Consider the following 17139-nt stretch of genomic DNA (forward strand, 5'->3'; position numbering starts at 1 on the left):
AATAAAGAAAACTCGCTGATTGGCGAAGACAGTGGGGTATTTGCACTTATACTTAATTCCTAAAATTGAAAACTACGTCGTTTGTTCTTCTGCCAATTTATACTTTCTTAATGTACAAAAAAACATAACCAAATGTTATGTTTTCAGTGAATGACAGAAGCTATCGATATATACTTTTTCTTATCGACTTTCTACTAAACCATATTTCTTCTTTATTCGTTCTAATTTTTCGATCATTGGATTAGCAAGGATCGCTAAAAAGATGACCGTTGCTGCTGCGTGGCCTAGATCAAATGGTACACCGGATAAATATGTTGCTATGAGAGCTTCCCAAGTTGGGTGTGAAGACCACATTAATAGTGCCCCAAAGTTTATGATTCCGCCATAGATAAAAAATGTTGATAGTCCACCGAAAAGACAAAGGATAAGCCTTTTTTTGGGGAGTCTATTTTTATGAAATATTAGTCCAGCAATAAATCCAATGATTCCAAAACAAAACATTTGCCATGGTGTCCATGGACCTTGACCAAAGAAGAAATTTGATACAAAGCCTGACATTGCTCCAACTAAAAATCCACTTTCAGCTCCAAAGGTTACCCCGGCAATAATGACGATTGCAACAACCGGCTTAAACTGGGGGATCCAAAAAAATGCTGCTCTTCCAGCTACGGCAATCGCACATAGTACTGCGATCACAATTAACTCCCTTGCTTGAGGACGGCGCCTTTCAAAAACCATTCCAAATGGAAGCATAGAATAGAAAATAATTAGAAGACTAATCAAATAATATTTTCTATCATTTAATAGTAAGATTCCACATGCAATTGTAAGTGGAATTACTATTAAGATTAGAAAGGTCGCTAGCATACTTCTTTTTCTTGATTTTATTGCATTGCCATTTTGCATAATGCAATCACATCCTCATTTGTTATGGCATCTTTAAAGTAGTTGCGAGATATGCGATTTGCTGCAGTTGTATAAAAACTATTACCACCAAAGAACTCTGTAGCAGTACTTTCCGAAATTAAATTACCATCGAAAAATAGTCCACAATTGTCTGTATGTTTTGCACAAAATTCCAGATCATGTGATACCATCAAAATCGTTACACCAGTTTGAGTAAGTTCTTTTAAAATTTTGGCAAACTTTTCTTTAAAACAGTTATCTAAACCTTTAGTAGGCTCATCTAGTAATAGAATCTTAGGTTCTAAAAGTAATATTTTCGCTAGCGCTACTCGTTGCTGCTCTCCGCCACTTAAATCATAAGGGTGTTCCTTTAGCAAATGCTCTATTTCAACTAAGATAGAAACATCAGAAATTTTCTTGTTCATCTCCTCTTTACTAAATGTTCGATCCTTTACAATCGAATATAAATCAAGCTCTACAGTCTTTTTCACAAATAAGCTCTGAGGATTTTGAGGTAATACGCCTAAATTTTTATGAAATAGCTCTTTATTATTGTATTTCGCAACTGGTTTTCCATTTAGTAAAACTTTTCCACGATAAGGTTTATTATTTCCTGCTATTACTGATAGAGTTGTTGATTTTCCTGTTCCATTTCCACCCATAATGGCATAAAATTTACCTTTTTGTATTTTAAGAGACAAACTTTTTAAAATATCCGTCCCATTTTTTTCATACTTAAACCATACATCTTTCAATTCAATGGCGTTTTCGTTGTTATTCATATCATTTTTCACTTGAGAATTCTGCTCTTTTATGGATTTGCCATTAAGAAAATTATCTAAAAAATTTCTTCCGTCTCGAACCGTAACGGGGCATTCCTCATTACTAGGCAAGCTCGAATAGATTTGCATGGCACTTGGCAACGCACTTATTAAATCAATTTTTTCATTCATTAAACATTCACAAACACGTACAGGTGTATCGTGAACAATTATCTTACCGTTTTCCATTGCGATTACTTTATCAGCCATCGGAAAAACTTCTTCTAATCGATGTTCTGTTAAGATGATCGTAACGCCTAATTCATTATTTATCTTTTTAATTGCTTCCAAAAACTCGGCCGCTGCAATTGGATCTAATTGTGAGGTTGGCTCGTCTAGTATTAATACTTCTGGTTGCATTGCCATAACTGATGCTAAATTTAACAGCTGCTTTTGACCACCAGATAGCTCACTCACATTTTTCATAAACCAATTTTGAATACCAAAAAAACTAGCCATTTCTGCTACTCTTAGTCGTATTGTTTGATTATCAATTCCAAGACTTTCTAATCCAAATGCAAGCTCATGCCACACTTTATCAGTTACGATTTGATTATCCGGGTTTTGCGACACAAAACCTATTTTACTCGCTACTGTTCGTAAATCTAGTGATTCAATTGGTTCATTCATAAAGTTTATTTCGCCACTTCGATTTCCATGAGGTGTAATAATTGTTTTTAAATGTCGTAATAATGTTGTTTTACCACAACCCGATTTTCCGATTATGACTGTAAAATCACCTCGATTTATATTAACTGAAACATCATCAATCGCTTTATATTCTCTTTCTGGATAAGAAAAGGTTAGCTGTTTGATTTGATAGATTTCCATTTCAAATCCTCCATTATATTCAGAATCATAGGGGTAAATAAAAATAACAAGTAAGTAAAATAAACAAAAAGATTCCATATCGTTAAAGGCTTTATTAAAATCGCTGGATAGTATTTAATAGATGTAATTCCTTGATACGTGCCAATTAAAATAATGGTAGTACATACAATAAAGATCACTAATATTATTCGATCTCTTTTTTCGAATTTAAAAATTGAGAATGCAGTACGACCTTTAAGTCCATAACCGCGAGATTTCATTGAGTCGGCTGTTTCTATTCCATTTTCTAATGCCCAAGTAACTAATATGGAAATAATGTTAAGACCATTTTTTACACGATGAAAAACATTGCCATTTGACGTAGATTTACCAATACATCTTTGTGCTTCAGCAATCTCTTTTATTCTCATTTTAAATCTAGGAACAAATCGTAACACCATCGAGAATATTAAAGATAAACTTGGCAGGATTCTTCCAAATAGATAGATAAATTTATCCGAAGTCATTACGGCATTATAGCAAGCAAACCAATTAATGACAGTAACAAGCATACAAGCAACTGCAATACCATATAAAATTGATTCAAGTGTTATTGGATTCCCATCGTCAATATAATAAAGAATCGTCACACCTGCGTGACTAAAGGTTGGATTTATAATTGCTGCAATAATCATTGTTGGAAGCATCATAAAGAAATTAAATTTGACCGATTTGACTCCGTTTAAATAAATTGAATAGCTGACTGCCACTAAAAGTGAAATGATTAATAGGGCAGGATGAAGAAAAAACATTGAAAAAATAATGACTGCTGTAAAATAAAACATATTTATGAAAGGATGGCATGATGAGAAAGCATCCCTCATTGATTCTCTACTCCTTCTACATACCCTCCGACATCACGTCCTAAATCGCATGTATAAACCCATTCAATGACATCTCCATCTTTTAGTTCATAGCGACTTGCTCCGTAATTTGGAAACCATCCATTTACTTTGTACATCCAACCAGAAAGCTCACCACAATCAAATTCATAAATATTATTGATTCCTTCAATATAAGCGCTATTATATGCCGGGTAAAATTCCATTTCCATTTGAATTTTGGATGCTCTCGTTTCGCGTTTCAATACATCTAGGACGCTTTCTCCTTCTGAAAACTCAACTGTCCTTTTTGCCATGATTACTCCATCTTTTGGCAAAACAGATAATTTATCTTGGTTAAACTTGTCCATATTATTTAAAATCGTGTCACAAACAATTGAAATGGTAACAGTTAATTTTTTAGTAGGAACAACTGCAGGATCACCAGGTTCTACTGGTTTTGGTTTATCCTTTGGTACTGGATCTGTTTGATATTTATCCTTTTTGCCACTTGCTGGTTTTTTCGTCGTTGCAACGTCATTCTTCTTTGTATCTTTCGGAGGAGCATTCGACTTCTTTTCTGTTTTATCTGTGCTACTTGATTTTTTTTCTTGAGTTGGTGCTTTATTTACTTCCTTTTTTATTTCCTCTTTTTTGGGGCTTTCCGTTTGCTCTTGTTTGACTTCGTTACTTTGCTTTTTATCAGAGGTTTGCTTTTTTTCATCACTCTGTTTTTTTTCAGTAGTTTGCTTTTTTTCGGCGCTTTCTTTTGCGTTATTCTCTTTAATTGTGTTAACTACTGATTGAGATATTCCGTCGTTCGGAATTTGCTTTTTTCCTTCGGCGGAATCATTTTTTCCACAGCCAATTAGCAATGTCGGTATAAGTATTAGAAGTATGGAAACTAACCACTTTTTCATCGCATTCCCCTCCTTATTAAAGTATTGAAACGACCGCTAATTTAGCTATAGGTCGTTTCAACTAAAAAAACATCCATTTCGAGCATATTTTTTTAATGTTATAGATTACTATTTAACTGTTACAATCGTATTTGCACTTTTATTTCCTGCTCGATCTACTACATAAATTGTTAGTTTCGTTTTCTTCTTTAGTTTTGCTATTTTTACAGAGTACGCTCCAGAGGATGATACTTTTGAAGTTCCAATCTTTTTAGAGCCTTGAAGTATATAAATCGTACTATACCCTTCTGCTTTTCCAGTAACTTTCGTAGTAGAGCTTGAAATACTCTTTACTGACGGTTTAGTTGGAGCTTTTTTATCGATGTAAAATACAACTGTTCTTTTATTTCCTTTCAAATCAGTTACAGTGACAGTATATTTAGCAGACGCTGAGTAAACTTTACTAGATGAATACGGATAAGACTTTCCGTTTATCGTATACGTAGCTGTTAAAATGCCAACATTATCGCTTATTTGGACTGTTTTATTTACTTTGTAATAGGCATTATTTGTTACACCTTTTATCGTTGGTAATGTTTTATCAGCCTTAATCAGCGCAAGTCTAGCTTCTGCAGCAGTAAGTTTAGAAATACTTCCTACAAGTGTTTTTTGATTTGAGTCAAGTGCATTGTAACTAGAACGGGCTGCTTTAATCGCCGTTTCACTTGTTAATCTGACACTTCCTACAGTTGGTAAAGCCGAAATTTTATCTTTAACAGCTTTTGCCGCATTTTTTAAATTAGTAATTATTTTTTCAGCCGATACGAGTTTAGTTAAAGCTGTAGAACTTACGAAAGCTTTTTGTGGTGCTGTTAATCCGTTATATGCCGCTCTTGCAGCTACAATAGCTGATTCATTCGTAAGCTTTATTTGTGAAGGTAATGCATTGATTTTATTTTGAACTTCACTTGCTTTAGCTTGATTTTTTAATGTAGTAATTGCAGTTTCTGCTGCGACTAATTTGTTTAATACATTAATAGATACTTTTTCTTTTTGAGTGTGAGTTAAGCCATCATATGCCTTGCGAGCTGATACTACCGAAGCTTCATTTGCTAGTGTAATAGTAGTTGGTAGAGCATTTATTTGATTAACGACTAGATCGACTAATGTCGTTTCGTTTTTTAATGCTCTAAGTGCATCCTCAGCATCAACTAATCGATCTAAAACTACCGACGCTACTAATCCTTTTTGAGCTAGTCCTAACCCATCATAAGCCGTTCGAGCAGCAACAATTGCTGGCTCGTCCACAAGTGCGATTGTAGCTGGTAAACCATTAATTTGTTTAGTGACGATCGTTACAGGGGCATCTGTCATATTATAAAGGCTGTTTTTTCCATTTAAGAATCGGTCATAAGATTCAAGAGCATACGCCCCTTGATCGGTAGCCATGCCATCTGCACTACCTTCTAAAACATGCTTGAATCCTCCACCGTCTACATAAAACTTAAGAAGTGCAGTCACTAAATTTCCATTTGGCTTTACAAATCGACTATCGGTTGCTGGATTTACACCTAATGCTGTTAAAGCTACGATCGCTTGTGCAATACTTTCGCTAGATGTTGAGCCCCAAGCAGTAAATCCTCCATCTGTGTTTTGTAGGTTTGATAGTGCTGTCACTGCTCGATCAATTGCGCCACTCACCTCAGGCATTGATTCGTATGGAGCTAACGCTTGTAGTGCCATTGCAGTAATATCAGGATCTGGCGCTGAGCCAGATAAGGCAAAACCTCCTGCTTGATCAGTACCCTTTTTTATTTCCTTACTTAATATAAAATCAATGTATTTTTCTCTCGTTGCTTGTTTGGTAGAATCTGCAATAGTAGGAATCTCATAATGATTTGAATCAAATGCTATTAAGGCAAAAATACCACCATTAATACCTTGATAAATTGTTTTAGAGTAATCGGCAAGTGGTGTTAATAAATTGTAACCACCTACATTCGTAGGATCTTTTCCTAATGCACTAAGTGCCAGTATTAACCTTGAGTATTCAGTATTTTTTGATGTGGACAGCACACCCTTATCTGATTTCACTTGATCGACGATACGATTATAGTAGTTAACAAAATATTGTACGGGTACATTATAGTTCCCCCTTGCTAAAGACAGTACTGACCATTCACCTGAAATTGTTCCAAAACTTGGATTAGGTACTTTAGATAATAAAAATCCTAATGAGTCATTTAGTTGGGTACTTATCGTCGCGTTGCTATTCGATTCACTTAGTTTCAATATCGAGTTTAGCCCAGCGCCGGCATTATCATATGTAATGTGAGTAGTTGGTTGTCCTAAAATCGTTGCACGGCTATCTGCATGTACGGAATTAGCCGGAACAGTAACTGAAAAAATAAAAAAACCTGATAATAACAGCCCTGATATTTTTCTCATTTTTATACCATATCCTCTCTTCTTTTCTAAAAACCAATAACCGTAAAAATAAATGGGATTATCATGTCCTTCGACTTTAAAAAAACTGAAACGACCTCTATTAAACTAGTGATCGTTTCAATATTACATACAGCTAGATTATTATCAGTATTATTTAACAGTTACTGTAGTTTTTGCGCCCTTATTCCCCGCTCGATCTACTACATATACCGTTAGTTTTGTTCTTTTTTTCTGTTTTGATATTTTAACTGTGTAAGTTCCACTCGATGAAACTTTTGCGGAACCAATTCTTTTTGAGCCACGATAAATATAAACCGTACTATTTGACTCTGCTTTACCAGTAACTTTTGTCGTAGAGCTCTTTATACTTTTTACTGCTGGTTTAAGAGGTGCTTTGTTATCAATATAGAAGACGATGCTTCGTTTGTTCCCTTTTAAATCAGTTGCAATAATATTGTACTTACCAGATGCTGCAAAAACTTTTCCTGAATAATAAGTGTATGACTTACCATTAAACGTAAGTTTTACATTTAACAGCCCAATATTATCACTGATTTGAATTGTTTTTTTCGTTCTATAATAGGCATTATTTGAAATTCCTTTTATAGTTGGCAATGTTTTATCTGCTTTTATTACTGCTAGCCTAGACTCAGCTGAAGTAAGTCTAGTAATACTGCCTACTAGCGATTTTTGACTTGAATCTAAAGAATTATAAGCTGCTCGTGCTGACTTAATTGCCGATTCACTAGTTAATCTAACTTGTGATGTAGTTGGTAATGCAGCAATTTTATCTTTCGTAGCTTTTGCGGCATTTTTTAAATTCACAATTGTTTTTTCAGCTAATACAAGCTTATTAAGTACAGTAGATGTAACTAAGTTCTTTTGGGCAGTTGTTAAAGCGTTATAGTCTTCTCTAGCTGCAATTACTGCAGATTCATTAGCTAACTTGATTTGTGAAGGTAATCCATTGATTTTATTTTTAACTGCATCTGCTTTTACTTGATCTTTTAAGACGATTATTTTATTTTCTGCTGCTACTAATTTATTTAATACAGTTGTAGACACTTTTCCTTTTTGAACTAGAGTTAGCCCATTGTAAGCCTCACGAGCTGATGCAATTGCCGCTTCATCCGATAGCGTAATAGTTGTCGGTAAAGCATTTATTTTGTTAACAACTGAATCTATTAATGAAGCTGCGTCTTTTAAACTTTTAATTTCTGATTCTGCTGCAACTAATTTTTCTAAGACAGTTTCCGTCACTTTTTCTTTTTGAGCTTGCGTTAACCCATCATATGCTTCACGAGCTGACACTACCGCTGCTTCATCTTCTAAAGAAATAGTTGTCGGTAGGGCGTTTATTTTGACTATAACTGAGTCTATTAATGAAGCTGCGTCTTTTAAACTACTAATTTCTGCTTCCGCCGAAACTAATTTATTTAATACAGTTTCTGATACTTTTTCTTTTTGAGCTTGTGTTAACCCATCATATGCTTCACGAGCTGACACTACTGCTGTTTCATCTGATAAAGTAATTGATGCTGGTAATTCATTGATTTTATTAATTACTGAATCAACTAGTACTGCTTCTTCTTTTAAACTAGTAATTTCTGATTCTGCTGCAACTAATTTTACTAATACCGCTGATGGTAGTAATCCTTGTTGCGCTGCTGTTAAACCTTCATAAGCTGTTCTTGCTTTAGCAATCTCTGATTCATTTGAAATTGTAATTTTTGTAGGTAATGCATTAATTTGATTTGTAACTAAGGTTACCGGGGCATCCGTCATGTTATATAGACTATTTTCTCCCTTAAGAAACCTGTCATACGATACAAGGGCATATGTCGCTTGATCTGTAGCCATTCCATCTACATTCCCCGTTAGAACATGCTTGAACCCTCCGCCATTAACATAGAATTTAAGTAGTGCAGTCACCAAATTTCCATCTACTTTTACAAATCGACTGTCTGTTGCTGGATTTACACCTACTGCTGTTAAAGCTACGATAACTTGTGAAATACTTTCGCTAGAAGTTGAACCAAATGCAGTAAATCCACCATCTGCTTTTTGAATAGTAGAGATCGCTTTTACTGCTCGATTAATTGCTGCATTTACCTCTGGCATAGATTGATATGGAGCTAATGCCTGTAATGCCATTGATGTAATGTCAGGATCAGGCGTTGTACCAAATAAAGCAAACCCTCCTGCTTGATCAGTACCCTTCTTAACTTCTTTACTTAATATATAATTAACGTATTTTTCCCTTGTTGCTTGTTTAGTAGAATCTGCAATAGTTGGTATTTGATAATTATTTGAATCGAATGCTATTAAGGCAAAAATGCCCCCGTTAATCCCTTGACTAACTGTTTTATCATAATCTGCAAGTGGAGTTAGTAAGTTGTATCCACCTACATCAGTAGAATCTTTTCCTAATGCACTAAGAGCTAATATTAATCTCGCATATTCCGTATTCTTTGATGTAGATAAAACGCCGTTTGCTGACTTCACTGTATCGACAATACGATTGTAGTAATTAACAAAATATTGATCAGGTACATTATAGTTACCTCTTGCTAATGACAATACTGACCATTCACCTGAACCCGTACCAAAACTTGGATTAGGAACTTTAGTCAATATATAGCCTAGTGAATCATTTAATTGCGTGCTTATATCAACATTGTTTAAAGCATCATTTAAAGTAGTCAGTGCAGTATTAACAGTAGATTGATCAACCGTTAAATTACTAAGTGTTGTATTTGCTTGATCATATGCAGTTCGAATAGATGCCTTCGCTAATAACGCATCTTTGTTAGGTGCTGAATTTACTTCAGCTACTTTTTTTAATAAAGAATCTTTATTTGCTGGTGTATAAAGTGCTTTATCCCCACCAAAACTTGAATTATCTTGTCCTAAATCTGAGCCGTATCCATAAAGTGTAAATTGCCATCTACAAACATCCCCATCTTTCGGGAATTTATCAGATGCTCCAACATTTGGAAACTCATTATTCACTGCATACATCCAACCGGACATATTATAGTAGTCAAATTCCCCTAAATAGCCCGTTTTTTGAGCTCCGTTAGCAATAATTTCTTCATTACTTAAATTCATTGCATCTTTTATGACTGTCGGAACATTTACAGAAATATTTCCATTTTCAAGTTTAACCTTTGACAAATAGAATCCTGAATTAAACGATCCGTAACTATCATAATTACTTGTCCCGCTTAAAAATCGGTCAAGAACCTTTGCATAACTTTCCCCTTCATAAAAAGGAACTTTAACTGGTTGACGAATTAATCCCGCACCTAAAGTATTTGCCTCAACTGACATCGTCACATAGCCAATTGGACTATCTGCATGAACCGATACAGATTTCGTTGGAATTGTAATTGAAAAAACTAATAAAACTGCTAATAATAATCCTAATATTCTTTTCATTTAAACGCGTCCTTTCTTTCATTTCTAAAAATCTATCTTTCTAATAAACTCAAATTCTTCCTCCCTTATTTTGCTTGATTTTCCGGTGTCTTTTAGTGACAAAAATTCTTCATTGCCAATAAAGAAAACTCGCCAAATATGGCGAGTCTTTAGGCGAAGATAGAGGCTTAAGTTGCACTTATATATAGAAATTAAAATTGGCAACCACGTCGACTTTTCCTCTCCGCTGCCAATCTATACATTCTTAATGTGCAAAAAAAAAGCCCTGCCTTATTTGGCAGGACTTATAGTTATCCAAAAATTAAACTGTTCCAACAGCATACTAAAAATGCGCGTCACAGCGCTCTTATACGGCTTTCGCATAAGAACAGAATTTTTCTGATAACAAAACTTCCCTCACCGAAAGACTTGTAACATGCAAATGGCAGGTCTCCTGACTTAAAGCTTCAAGCCTACTCCATTCATCTTCCCAGTTTCCCAGTGATTAACGTGCAATCGCACTTGAATGTTTCGTAGCTTCTTACAGTAGATGTGAGCTGTTTTGGTTTTTCACCAAATTCCCTATTAATGCAAACTGCAACCATATACTGTCTTCATTTTAACAAATGGTTTAACACTGTACAAATTAATTTTTAATTTTTCTAAATTGTTCTCTATTTTTTCTGTTAAATTAAAATGTATATTTTGAATAAAAAAAGAGGTTGTCCAATTAGACACCCTTAGGAACTCTTATATTAATATCGCTAACTTTGTAATGTTTAAGTTATTCTAATGATTTTTGGAGGTTTCGTTAAATTACTTAGAAAGTTAATTTTCAATCTAATTCCTTGATATATTCTTCTCTTTCTTTAAAAGCTTGTTTTACGATTTCTTTCGATACCCCATCTGGAATATGAAAGGAAATTGAATTCATATAGTCCTCTGGATATTTATTATCTAAAGAAAAAATTGTAACATTATAAACGTCAAGTTTGGCACTCGTTAAAAATTGGAGTAACTGATAGACCTTATCTACATCGTCTATATCACCTTTTAGTTGAATGTCAAAAATTTTATAATCATCAGACTCTAAAGCTAAATCAAGATTCTGATTGAAGACTGGCATTTGTTTTGTATTCAAATAGTCATAACCAAGACTTCTTAACCCACCTTCAAAATCCTTAAAAAGTGCCGATTCTTCAACATAGTAAGAGTATTGAGCAAAATTTGTTATATTCGGCGGTTCATAAGGTGTTGAGCTTTCACGCTTAAAATCAGACATCGAATAAATAGAATGTACATTGTCTATATCAAAAGTTATTCTTTTATTTACATCATTTGTATAGCTCATACTAATTTCTTTCACATCTAATGGCTTGTAAACATCGCTAAACTCTTGAAATTTTTTAAGCACTTCATAAATTGAATTCATTTTTTCAGTATCAAATAAATTTTTAACATTTGCACTCACAACATTTACTTTTAAATGTTGTATAACATTTCCATTATCAACATAATCAAACGATTCCATATCATTTTCACTTTTAAATTCGATTGACTTTACTTTGGCTCGATTAAGAATTGCTGAATTCGATTGTTCAAAAGCCTTTTTCATTTCAAATGTTTTAAATTGGATGTCATAGTCATCTCCAATAATTTTTGTAAAAAACATCCCCTTAATGTAAATGTTAAAAGTGAGCTTATTTCCCGTTTTCTTTCTAACTTTAAAATTGGTATCACCCATGTTCCCTTCGTTTATGTTTGGTTTTTCCAAAACATCTACTTCGAAACCGTATTTGTCTTTAATATATTTTTGTGCTTTTACATCGATCTTTCCTGCCCCAACACATGCAGTCATTAAGAACATCGAAACGAAAATTAGCATTGTACAAATTGATAGTTTAATAGCTTTTATATTCAAAAAAATTACCTGCTTTCTAGACACCAAAATCCTTATTTTTCAATTAGAAAACTCCTAAAAATTCATTACTGACCAATTAACTTTACCATATTTTGGAATTCGTTTCGTTATATTTTAAAACTCCTTATTCAACTAATCTTCAATTTAGTTGCACAAGAAATTCTACAAACTGCTTTAACAGAGCTATCAATAAAAAAGAACCCTAAATATTATGGGTTCTTTTACTCTTCTATCTCCGCTGTTTCGATCCACTCACATAAAGAATAATAATGGCAAAAAGAAACATTCCACAAACAATAAATGGCATTAAGCCTGAATTATAAACCATATATATTCGAATATGACGAACCGCGTTTACAATAATAAAAATCACCATGCATATCCACAATATTGCAATGAGAGCCATATTTTTATTTCTCCGCATAAACATCAGCCCCTTCCAAAGAACAACTCCAAAAATACTGTTTATTTTATTATATAGTCGACACAGTGAATCAATGACCAATCGTTTATTTGTGTGTGTAAAAGTTATAGACTCATTGGAGGTCATGAGTTAGAAAAATAGTGATTTGCTGATTATTTTTAACCCATAAGAGGCTCATTAGTTTGAAAAATAGTGATTTGTTGATTATTTTTAACTCATAAGAGGGGCATGAGTTAGAAAAGTAGCGACTTGCTGATTATTTTTAACTCATTAGGGGGGCATGAGTTAGAAAAGTAGCGATTTGTTGATGATTTCTAACTCATAAGCGGTTCATGCGTTACTAAATTAGCTAAATCACCATAATTTTTTACTCATAAAATCTCGTGCCGCCTCCCTTACATAAAAAAATGTTTCTAAATTATGAAATTTCATCTTACTACCTATCTCTTTTTTGTATTCACAACAAAAATATATTAAGATATTTTTAAGTCTTTAATCTCTTCTACATTAAATAGTAAAAATATTCAATTTAAGGAGTTTCCAAAATATGAGTATGCCATTTGAATTTAATTTTTTAATTGTAACGAATGAAAAAGCGATCAGAAAAGAAAATAATACATTCTCTTTAGAACTTAATGGATACCACTTGTTTCCTATTGATACACCAATCAATGTGACCAGAAAGAATGATGAAAAGCCTTTTGGTATTGCTGTTATAAGGAAGATTGAATGGAAAAGTGAGAGTACATATATGGAATATGAATTAAAAGCAATTGATACGGTTAATTAAAAAATAAAACGGATAGCTAAGACTGCTATCCGTTTTATTGGTGTTTTTATATCTCTTTCATTGTTTGATATGCCTGTTTTGCTAAAGCAATATGACCAAGTTCATTTGGATGTACTCCGTCAGTGCCTTCGAAAAACTCAGTCTTCAATTGTTGATGATGTTGAAACGGAATTCGAAAATCAATTAAATTAAATTGATTTATTTCAACCATTTGCTCAATTCGTTCGGCTAACTCTTTTGCTTTTAAAACAAATGTTTCAAAGCCATTAATCGGTTCCCATACTTCTTTGTGATTGATATTTTCTAAATGAATTGGTGGATGGATTGCTATTATAGGTTGAATATTGTTGTGTATAGCTTGTTTGACCATTGAATAAATGTTTGACAGTATATAGTTTAAATCAACATTCCACCATAGATCATTTCCTCCAGCGCAAATAATTACATGTGATGGATTATTTAATACAACATCATGGTAGAATCGCGACAGCATTCCAGTGCTTGTATCTCCTGAAATCCCTTTATTAATAATCTCGACTGATAATTCGTTTTGAAGTACAGCTGGCCATGCATTAACTTTTGCTATCCCTAAACCTTCTGTAAGACTATCACCTAGACAAATAATCTTCATAAGCTCACCATTGTTCCTTGATTGCTTTTTGACCTACTCTTGGTCTTACTTTTACTAAATATGTAATTCCACTCACACCAAACATAAAGATGATATTAATCGTAAATGCAATAAACCCTGGATCTAAATCTTTTAAAAATTGAGGTGCATGAGGGAATAATGTACCGAAACTCGTATTTTCAATCGTTACGTATGCTACTGTAATTAATCCGGATAGTATTCCCGCTACTGCTCCAGTTTTTGTAACCGGATTACGTTTTAAGAACGTTACAATTAAGGCAGGGAATAATTGTAAGACGAAACTATATGCCATTAATAATAGAGATAGCATTGTTTTTCCACCATAAAACGTAAAGAGTAAAGCGATTAAAGCGATGATTGGCACTAAGATTCTAGTAAGTCCAGCTAACTTCGCTTCACTTGTATCTGGTTTAATTGCTTTAAATATATTTTTTGAAAGTAATGTTGAAGCCGTTAATAATAACAATGAGCTTGGAACTAATGCTGCTAGTAAACCTGCTGAACCAATTACACCAATAAACCAAGGTGGGAGTGTTGCTTTAGCAATTGAAAATAAAACTAGATCAGTTCGTCCTCCTTGAATATGTGGCATTTGTAAAAGTGCAGTAAAACCGATAAAAAGGATGAATACCATCAGAATTTGATAAAGTGGAATCAGTGCTGCATTTTTTCGTAATGTTTTTGAATCTTTTGATGATAAACTCGCTCCAAAAACATGGGGCCACATGTATTGACCAAGCGCAATAATTAAGCAAACTGATACATACCAAGAAATACTATAACCAGACTTAGGTAGTAGTAAAAATCCAGGTTTAGCAGCATCTAATGTTTTAAACATCGGTTCAACGCCACCATAAAAATGGACTGGCAAATAAATTCCTAAAACTAAAATCGTTATGAGCATCAAAATATCTTTTAGTATCGCCGTAAATGCTGAACCATGTATTCCTGATATATATACAAAGATTGTCACGACAATAACGCCAATCCACACTGCTAAATTCGGTGAAATGGCACCGTATGAAGCTTCGGATACAATAATTTTTATACCATTTAATTGGAGAACCATATATGGAATAATGGAAACGACCCCAACGATTGCAACAAGTAGACCTAAAGATTTACTATTATATTTTTTTACAAAGAAATCGGGCTGTGTTAATAAATTATGTTTTTTCGCATAACGCCAAATATGGGGTAAGATCCAAAATGGAATAATATAAGTAACAGCACAGAAAATATAGATTACTGGTCCGCCCATTGAATAAGATGCACCACTTGCTCCTAAGAAAATAAATGTAGTGAACATTTCACCAGCCATTAGAACGAACATGACAATACTACCAAAATTACGATCTCCAACTACCCAAGATTCCAACTTCATTTCTCTTCCTCTTCGGGCACGTATTCCTAAAAAAAGTGCTACTAGAAACGTAATTCCAATTAATAGAATGCTCATTGATTTTCCTCCTGTTTCTCTAATATCGCATTGCTAATAAATAGGCAGATAGAAGTGATGACTAACCAACTCGCAGACCAAAATACAATAAATGGTAATCCTAAAATGTATGGCTCCACACGATTTACAATCGTTAATGACCCTATAAAAGCAAAAATAGTTAAAAAAATGGCAAATAATTTCATCCTATTTCCCCCTTACCCTCAAATAGTTGATTATTTTTAAAATTCTGCAAATAATTTGTAGACTTATGTTAAACTCTTTTTGTAAAATAGTAAAATATTAACCTTTAATTGTAAGCGCTTAAAAAGGAGCATACATTATGAACAGTTATTCTAATCTTACAGATATACTAGAATTCGATAAAGAAGTATTGTTAAACATTTTAAACTATTCTTCTGATGAAATTTATATTTTAAACCGAAATCTTGAAATCATTTATGTTAATAAAATGTGTGAACAACATTATGGTTTACGTCAAAACGAAATTATAGGAAAACATAATGATATTTTTTTAGAAAAAGGATATTGGACCCCTTCAATTATTCCAATTGTTTTGGAGAAAAATAACACAGTCACAATTAATCAAACAACTCATACTGGTAAAGAACTTGTCACGACAGCTATTCCAATCTTCAATCCTATTAATAAAAACTTGGATTTCATTTTTATTACCTCTCGCGAAAAAAATTATATTTCTATTATTCATAATAGCACTCATGAACTTAGTTCGAGTGAACATTTGCATTCTAATGGATTTATAACATGTGATGACGAAATGACAAATATCATTGATTTTAGTAAAAAAATAGCCCCTGTTGATACAAATATTTTAATTCAAGGTGAATCTGGAACAGGAAAAGGAGTTCTCGCAAAGTATATCCATGATTTAAGCAACCGGAAAAACGGTCCTTTTCTTGCTATCAATTGTGCAGCAATCCCAGAAGAGCTATTAGAATCAGAACTATTCGGTTATGCTACTGGTGCGTTTACAGGTGCTTTAAAAAATGGAAAAATTGGCTTACTCGAAACTGCAAATAAAGGAACTATTTTCTTAGACGAAATCGGTGAAATATCTTTAAAATTTCAAGCGAAATTGCTCCAAGTACTACAAGATCGTAGCTTCTTTTCAGTAGGCGGTCGAGAATTAAAAAGGGCTGACGTTCGTATTATTACTGCGACGAACCGTAATCTATTGGAAATGGTAAAATCAAAGCAATTTAGAGAAGATCTATTTTATCGTTTAAATGTAATTGATATTCAAATTCCCCCACTTAGAAAAAGAAAAAAAGATATTCCTTTACTAGCCGATCATTTTTTAACTAAGTTCAATCATAAATACAAAGTTAGTCGATCATTTTCATCAAATGTAAAAAGCGCTTTTGAAGTATTTCAATGGCCAGGAAATATTAGGCAGCTTGAAAATATAATTGAGAGACTTGTTATTACTAGCGATTCAGTCATTCGATTGCCTGACCTACCATCTCAATTAATTCCTGATGATCAATCTATCTCAATCTATGAGGAGAATTCATTAGACAATATTTTAGAAGAAACAGAGAAAAAAATGATTATCGAATCTTATAAAATTCATAAGAGTTCTCGAAAAGTTGCCAAGGATCTTGGATTAAGTCAAACAAAAGCAAATAAATTAATTAGAAGATATTGTAAAAATGATGATTAAATCAAAAGGGAGATACTCCAGAAG

The 17139-nt window shown here is 33.3% G+C and carries 12 protein-coding genes and 1 riboswitch; of the genes, 2 read left to right on the forward strand and 10 right to left on the reverse strand.

The features are described from left to right. Positions 1–180: 180 nt before the first annotated feature. The 7 genes from ACFCYN_RS15735 to ACFCYN_RS15765 all read right to left on the reverse strand — a co-directional run bounded on the left by ACFCYN_RS15735 (position 181) and on the right by ACFCYN_RS15765 (position 12106). Positions 181–906, reverse strand: a complete 726-nt coding sequence (locus tag ACFCYN_RS15735; RefSeq protein ID WP_172445812.1) for an ECF transporter S component — start codon at positions 904–906, stop codon at positions 181–183. Further along, positions 885–2558 (reverse strand): ABC transporter ATP-binding protein, encoded by a 1674-nt coding sequence (locus ACFCYN_RS15740; protein WP_172445813.1) that lies wholly within the window; start codon positions 2556–2558, stop codon positions 885–887. The genes ACFCYN_RS15735 and ACFCYN_RS15740 overlap by 22 nt, the downstream gene beginning before the upstream one ends. Further along, entirely contained in the window at positions 2531–3421 is an 891-nt protein-coding gene (locus ACFCYN_RS15745; protein ID WP_172445814.1) for an energy-coupling factor transporter transmembrane component T, read from the reverse strand. Before ACFCYN_RS15745 ends, ACFCYN_RS15740 begins: the two co-directional genes overlap by 28 nt. Beyond that, positions 3418–4338, reverse strand: coding sequence for a DUF4430 domain-containing protein (locus tag ACFCYN_RS15750; RefSeq protein WP_375950284.1), 921 nt, complete (start codon positions 4336–4338; stop codon positions 3418–3420). Before ACFCYN_RS15750 ends, ACFCYN_RS15745 begins: the two co-directional genes overlap by 4 nt. A gap of 108 nt (positions 4339–4446) precedes the next feature. Next, positions 4447–6765: an Ig-like domain-containing protein gene (locus ACFCYN_RS15755; RefSeq protein ID WP_375950286.1), complete on the reverse strand. Its 2319-nt coding sequence runs from the start codon at positions 6763–6765 to the stop codon at positions 4447–4449. 150 nt (positions 6766–6915) lie between these two features. Continuing rightward, complete coding sequence (locus ACFCYN_RS15760) at positions 6916–10206, reverse strand: Ig-like domain-containing protein (protein ID WP_375950288.1); 3291 nt, start codon at positions 10204–10206, stop codon at positions 6916–6918. A gap of 406 nt (positions 10207–10612) precedes the next feature. Beyond that, positions 10613–10806: riboswitch (cobalamin riboswitch) on the reverse strand. A 214-nt stretch (positions 10807–11020) separates the two neighbouring features. After that, positions 11021–12106: a hypothetical protein gene (locus ACFCYN_RS15765; RefSeq protein WP_375950290.1), complete on the reverse strand. Its 1086-nt coding sequence runs from the start codon at positions 12104–12106 to the stop codon at positions 11021–11023. Between the two features lie 971 nt (positions 12107–13077). Here ACFCYN_RS15765 and ACFCYN_RS15770 point away from each other — a divergent pair. Continuing rightward, positions 13078–13320 (forward strand): DUF2584 family protein, encoded by a 243-nt coding sequence (locus ACFCYN_RS15770; RefSeq protein WP_172445819.1) that lies wholly within the window; start codon positions 13078–13080, stop codon positions 13318–13320. A 46-nt stretch (positions 13321–13366) separates the two neighbouring features. Here the strand turns inward: ACFCYN_RS15770 and ACFCYN_RS15775 are convergent, their stop codons facing one another. Genes ACFCYN_RS15775 through ACFCYN_RS15785 form a run of 3 tightly spaced genes read right to left on the reverse strand, consistent with a single transcriptional unit; the run spans position 13367 to position 15616 of the window. Beyond that, a complete protein-coding gene (locus ACFCYN_RS15775) occupies positions 13367–13951 on the reverse strand; it encodes a GDSL-type esterase/lipase family protein (RefSeq protein ID WP_375950292.1) in 585 nt (194 codons plus the stop codon). Positions 13952–13955: 4 nt separating this feature from the next. Continuing rightward, on the reverse strand, positions 13956–15431 hold the full coding sequence (locus ACFCYN_RS15780; RefSeq protein WP_172445821.1) for a sodium:solute symporter family protein: 1476 nt from the start codon (positions 15429–15431) through the stop codon (positions 13956–13958). Beyond that, on the reverse strand, positions 15428–15616 hold the full coding sequence (locus tag ACFCYN_RS15785) for a DUF3311 domain-containing protein (RefSeq protein WP_098117029.1): 189 nt from the start codon (positions 15614–15616) through the stop codon (positions 15428–15430). The genes ACFCYN_RS15780 and ACFCYN_RS15785 overlap by 4 nt, the downstream gene beginning before the upstream one ends. A gap of 137 nt (positions 15617–15753) precedes the next feature. Between ACFCYN_RS15785 and ACFCYN_RS15790 the strand changes: the two genes are divergently transcribed. Beyond that, complete coding sequence (locus ACFCYN_RS15790) at positions 15754–17115, forward strand: sigma-54 interaction domain-containing protein (protein ID WP_375950294.1); 1362 nt, start codon at positions 15754–15756, stop codon at positions 17113–17115. Positions 17116–17139: the final 24 nt, after the last annotated feature.

Source organism: Gottfriedia sp. NPDC056225, from assembly GCF_042267765.1.
Lineage (GTDB): Bacteria > Bacillota > Bacilli > Bacillales > Bacillaceae_G > Gottfriedia.

What these genes read in the sequence shown, in the direction of transcription:
- ACFCYN_RS15735 (WP_172445812.1), bottom strand. Translation starts at nt 906, where the DNA reads ATGCAAAATGGCAATGCAATAAAATCAAGAAAAAGAAGTATGCTAGCG.
- ACFCYN_RS15740 (WP_172445813.1), bottom strand. Translation starts at nt 2,558, where the DNA reads ATGGAAATCTATCAAATCAAACAGCTAACCTTTTCTTATCCAGAAAGA.
- ACFCYN_RS15745 (WP_172445814.1), bottom strand. Translation starts at nt 3,421, where the DNA reads ATGAGGGATGCTTTCTCATCATGCCATCCTTTCATAAATATGTTTTAT.
- ACFCYN_RS15750 (WP_375950284.1), bottom strand. Translation starts at nt 4,338, where the DNA reads ATGAAAAAGTGGTTAGTTTCCATACTTCTAATACTTATACCGACATTG.
- ACFCYN_RS15755 (WP_375950286.1), bottom strand. Translation starts at nt 6,765, where the DNA reads ATGAGAAAAATATCAGGGCTGTTATTATCAGGTTTTTTTATTTTTTCA.
- ACFCYN_RS15760 (WP_375950288.1), bottom strand. Translation starts at nt 10,206, where the DNA reads ATGAAAAGAATATTAGGATTATTATTAGCAGTTTTATTAGTTTTTTCA.
- ACFCYN_RS15770 (WP_172445819.1), top strand. Translation starts at nt 13,078, where the DNA reads ATGAGTATGCCATTTGAATTTAATTTTTTAATTGTAACGAATGAAAAA.
- ACFCYN_RS15775 (WP_375950292.1), bottom strand. Translation starts at nt 13,951, where the DNA reads ATGAAGATTATTTGTCTAGGTGATAGTCTTACAGAAGGTTTAGGGATA.
- ACFCYN_RS15780 (WP_172445821.1), bottom strand. Translation starts at nt 15,431, where the DNA reads ATGAGCATTCTATTAATTGGAATTACGTTTCTAGTAGCACTTTTTTTA.
- ACFCYN_RS15785 (WP_098117029.1), bottom strand. Translation starts at nt 15,616, where the DNA reads ATGAAATTATTTGCCATTTTTTTAACTATTTTTGCTTTTATAGGGTCA.
- ACFCYN_RS15790 (WP_375950294.1), top strand. Translation starts at nt 15,754, where the DNA reads ATGAACAGTTATTCTAATCTTACAGATATACTAGAATTCGATAAAGAA.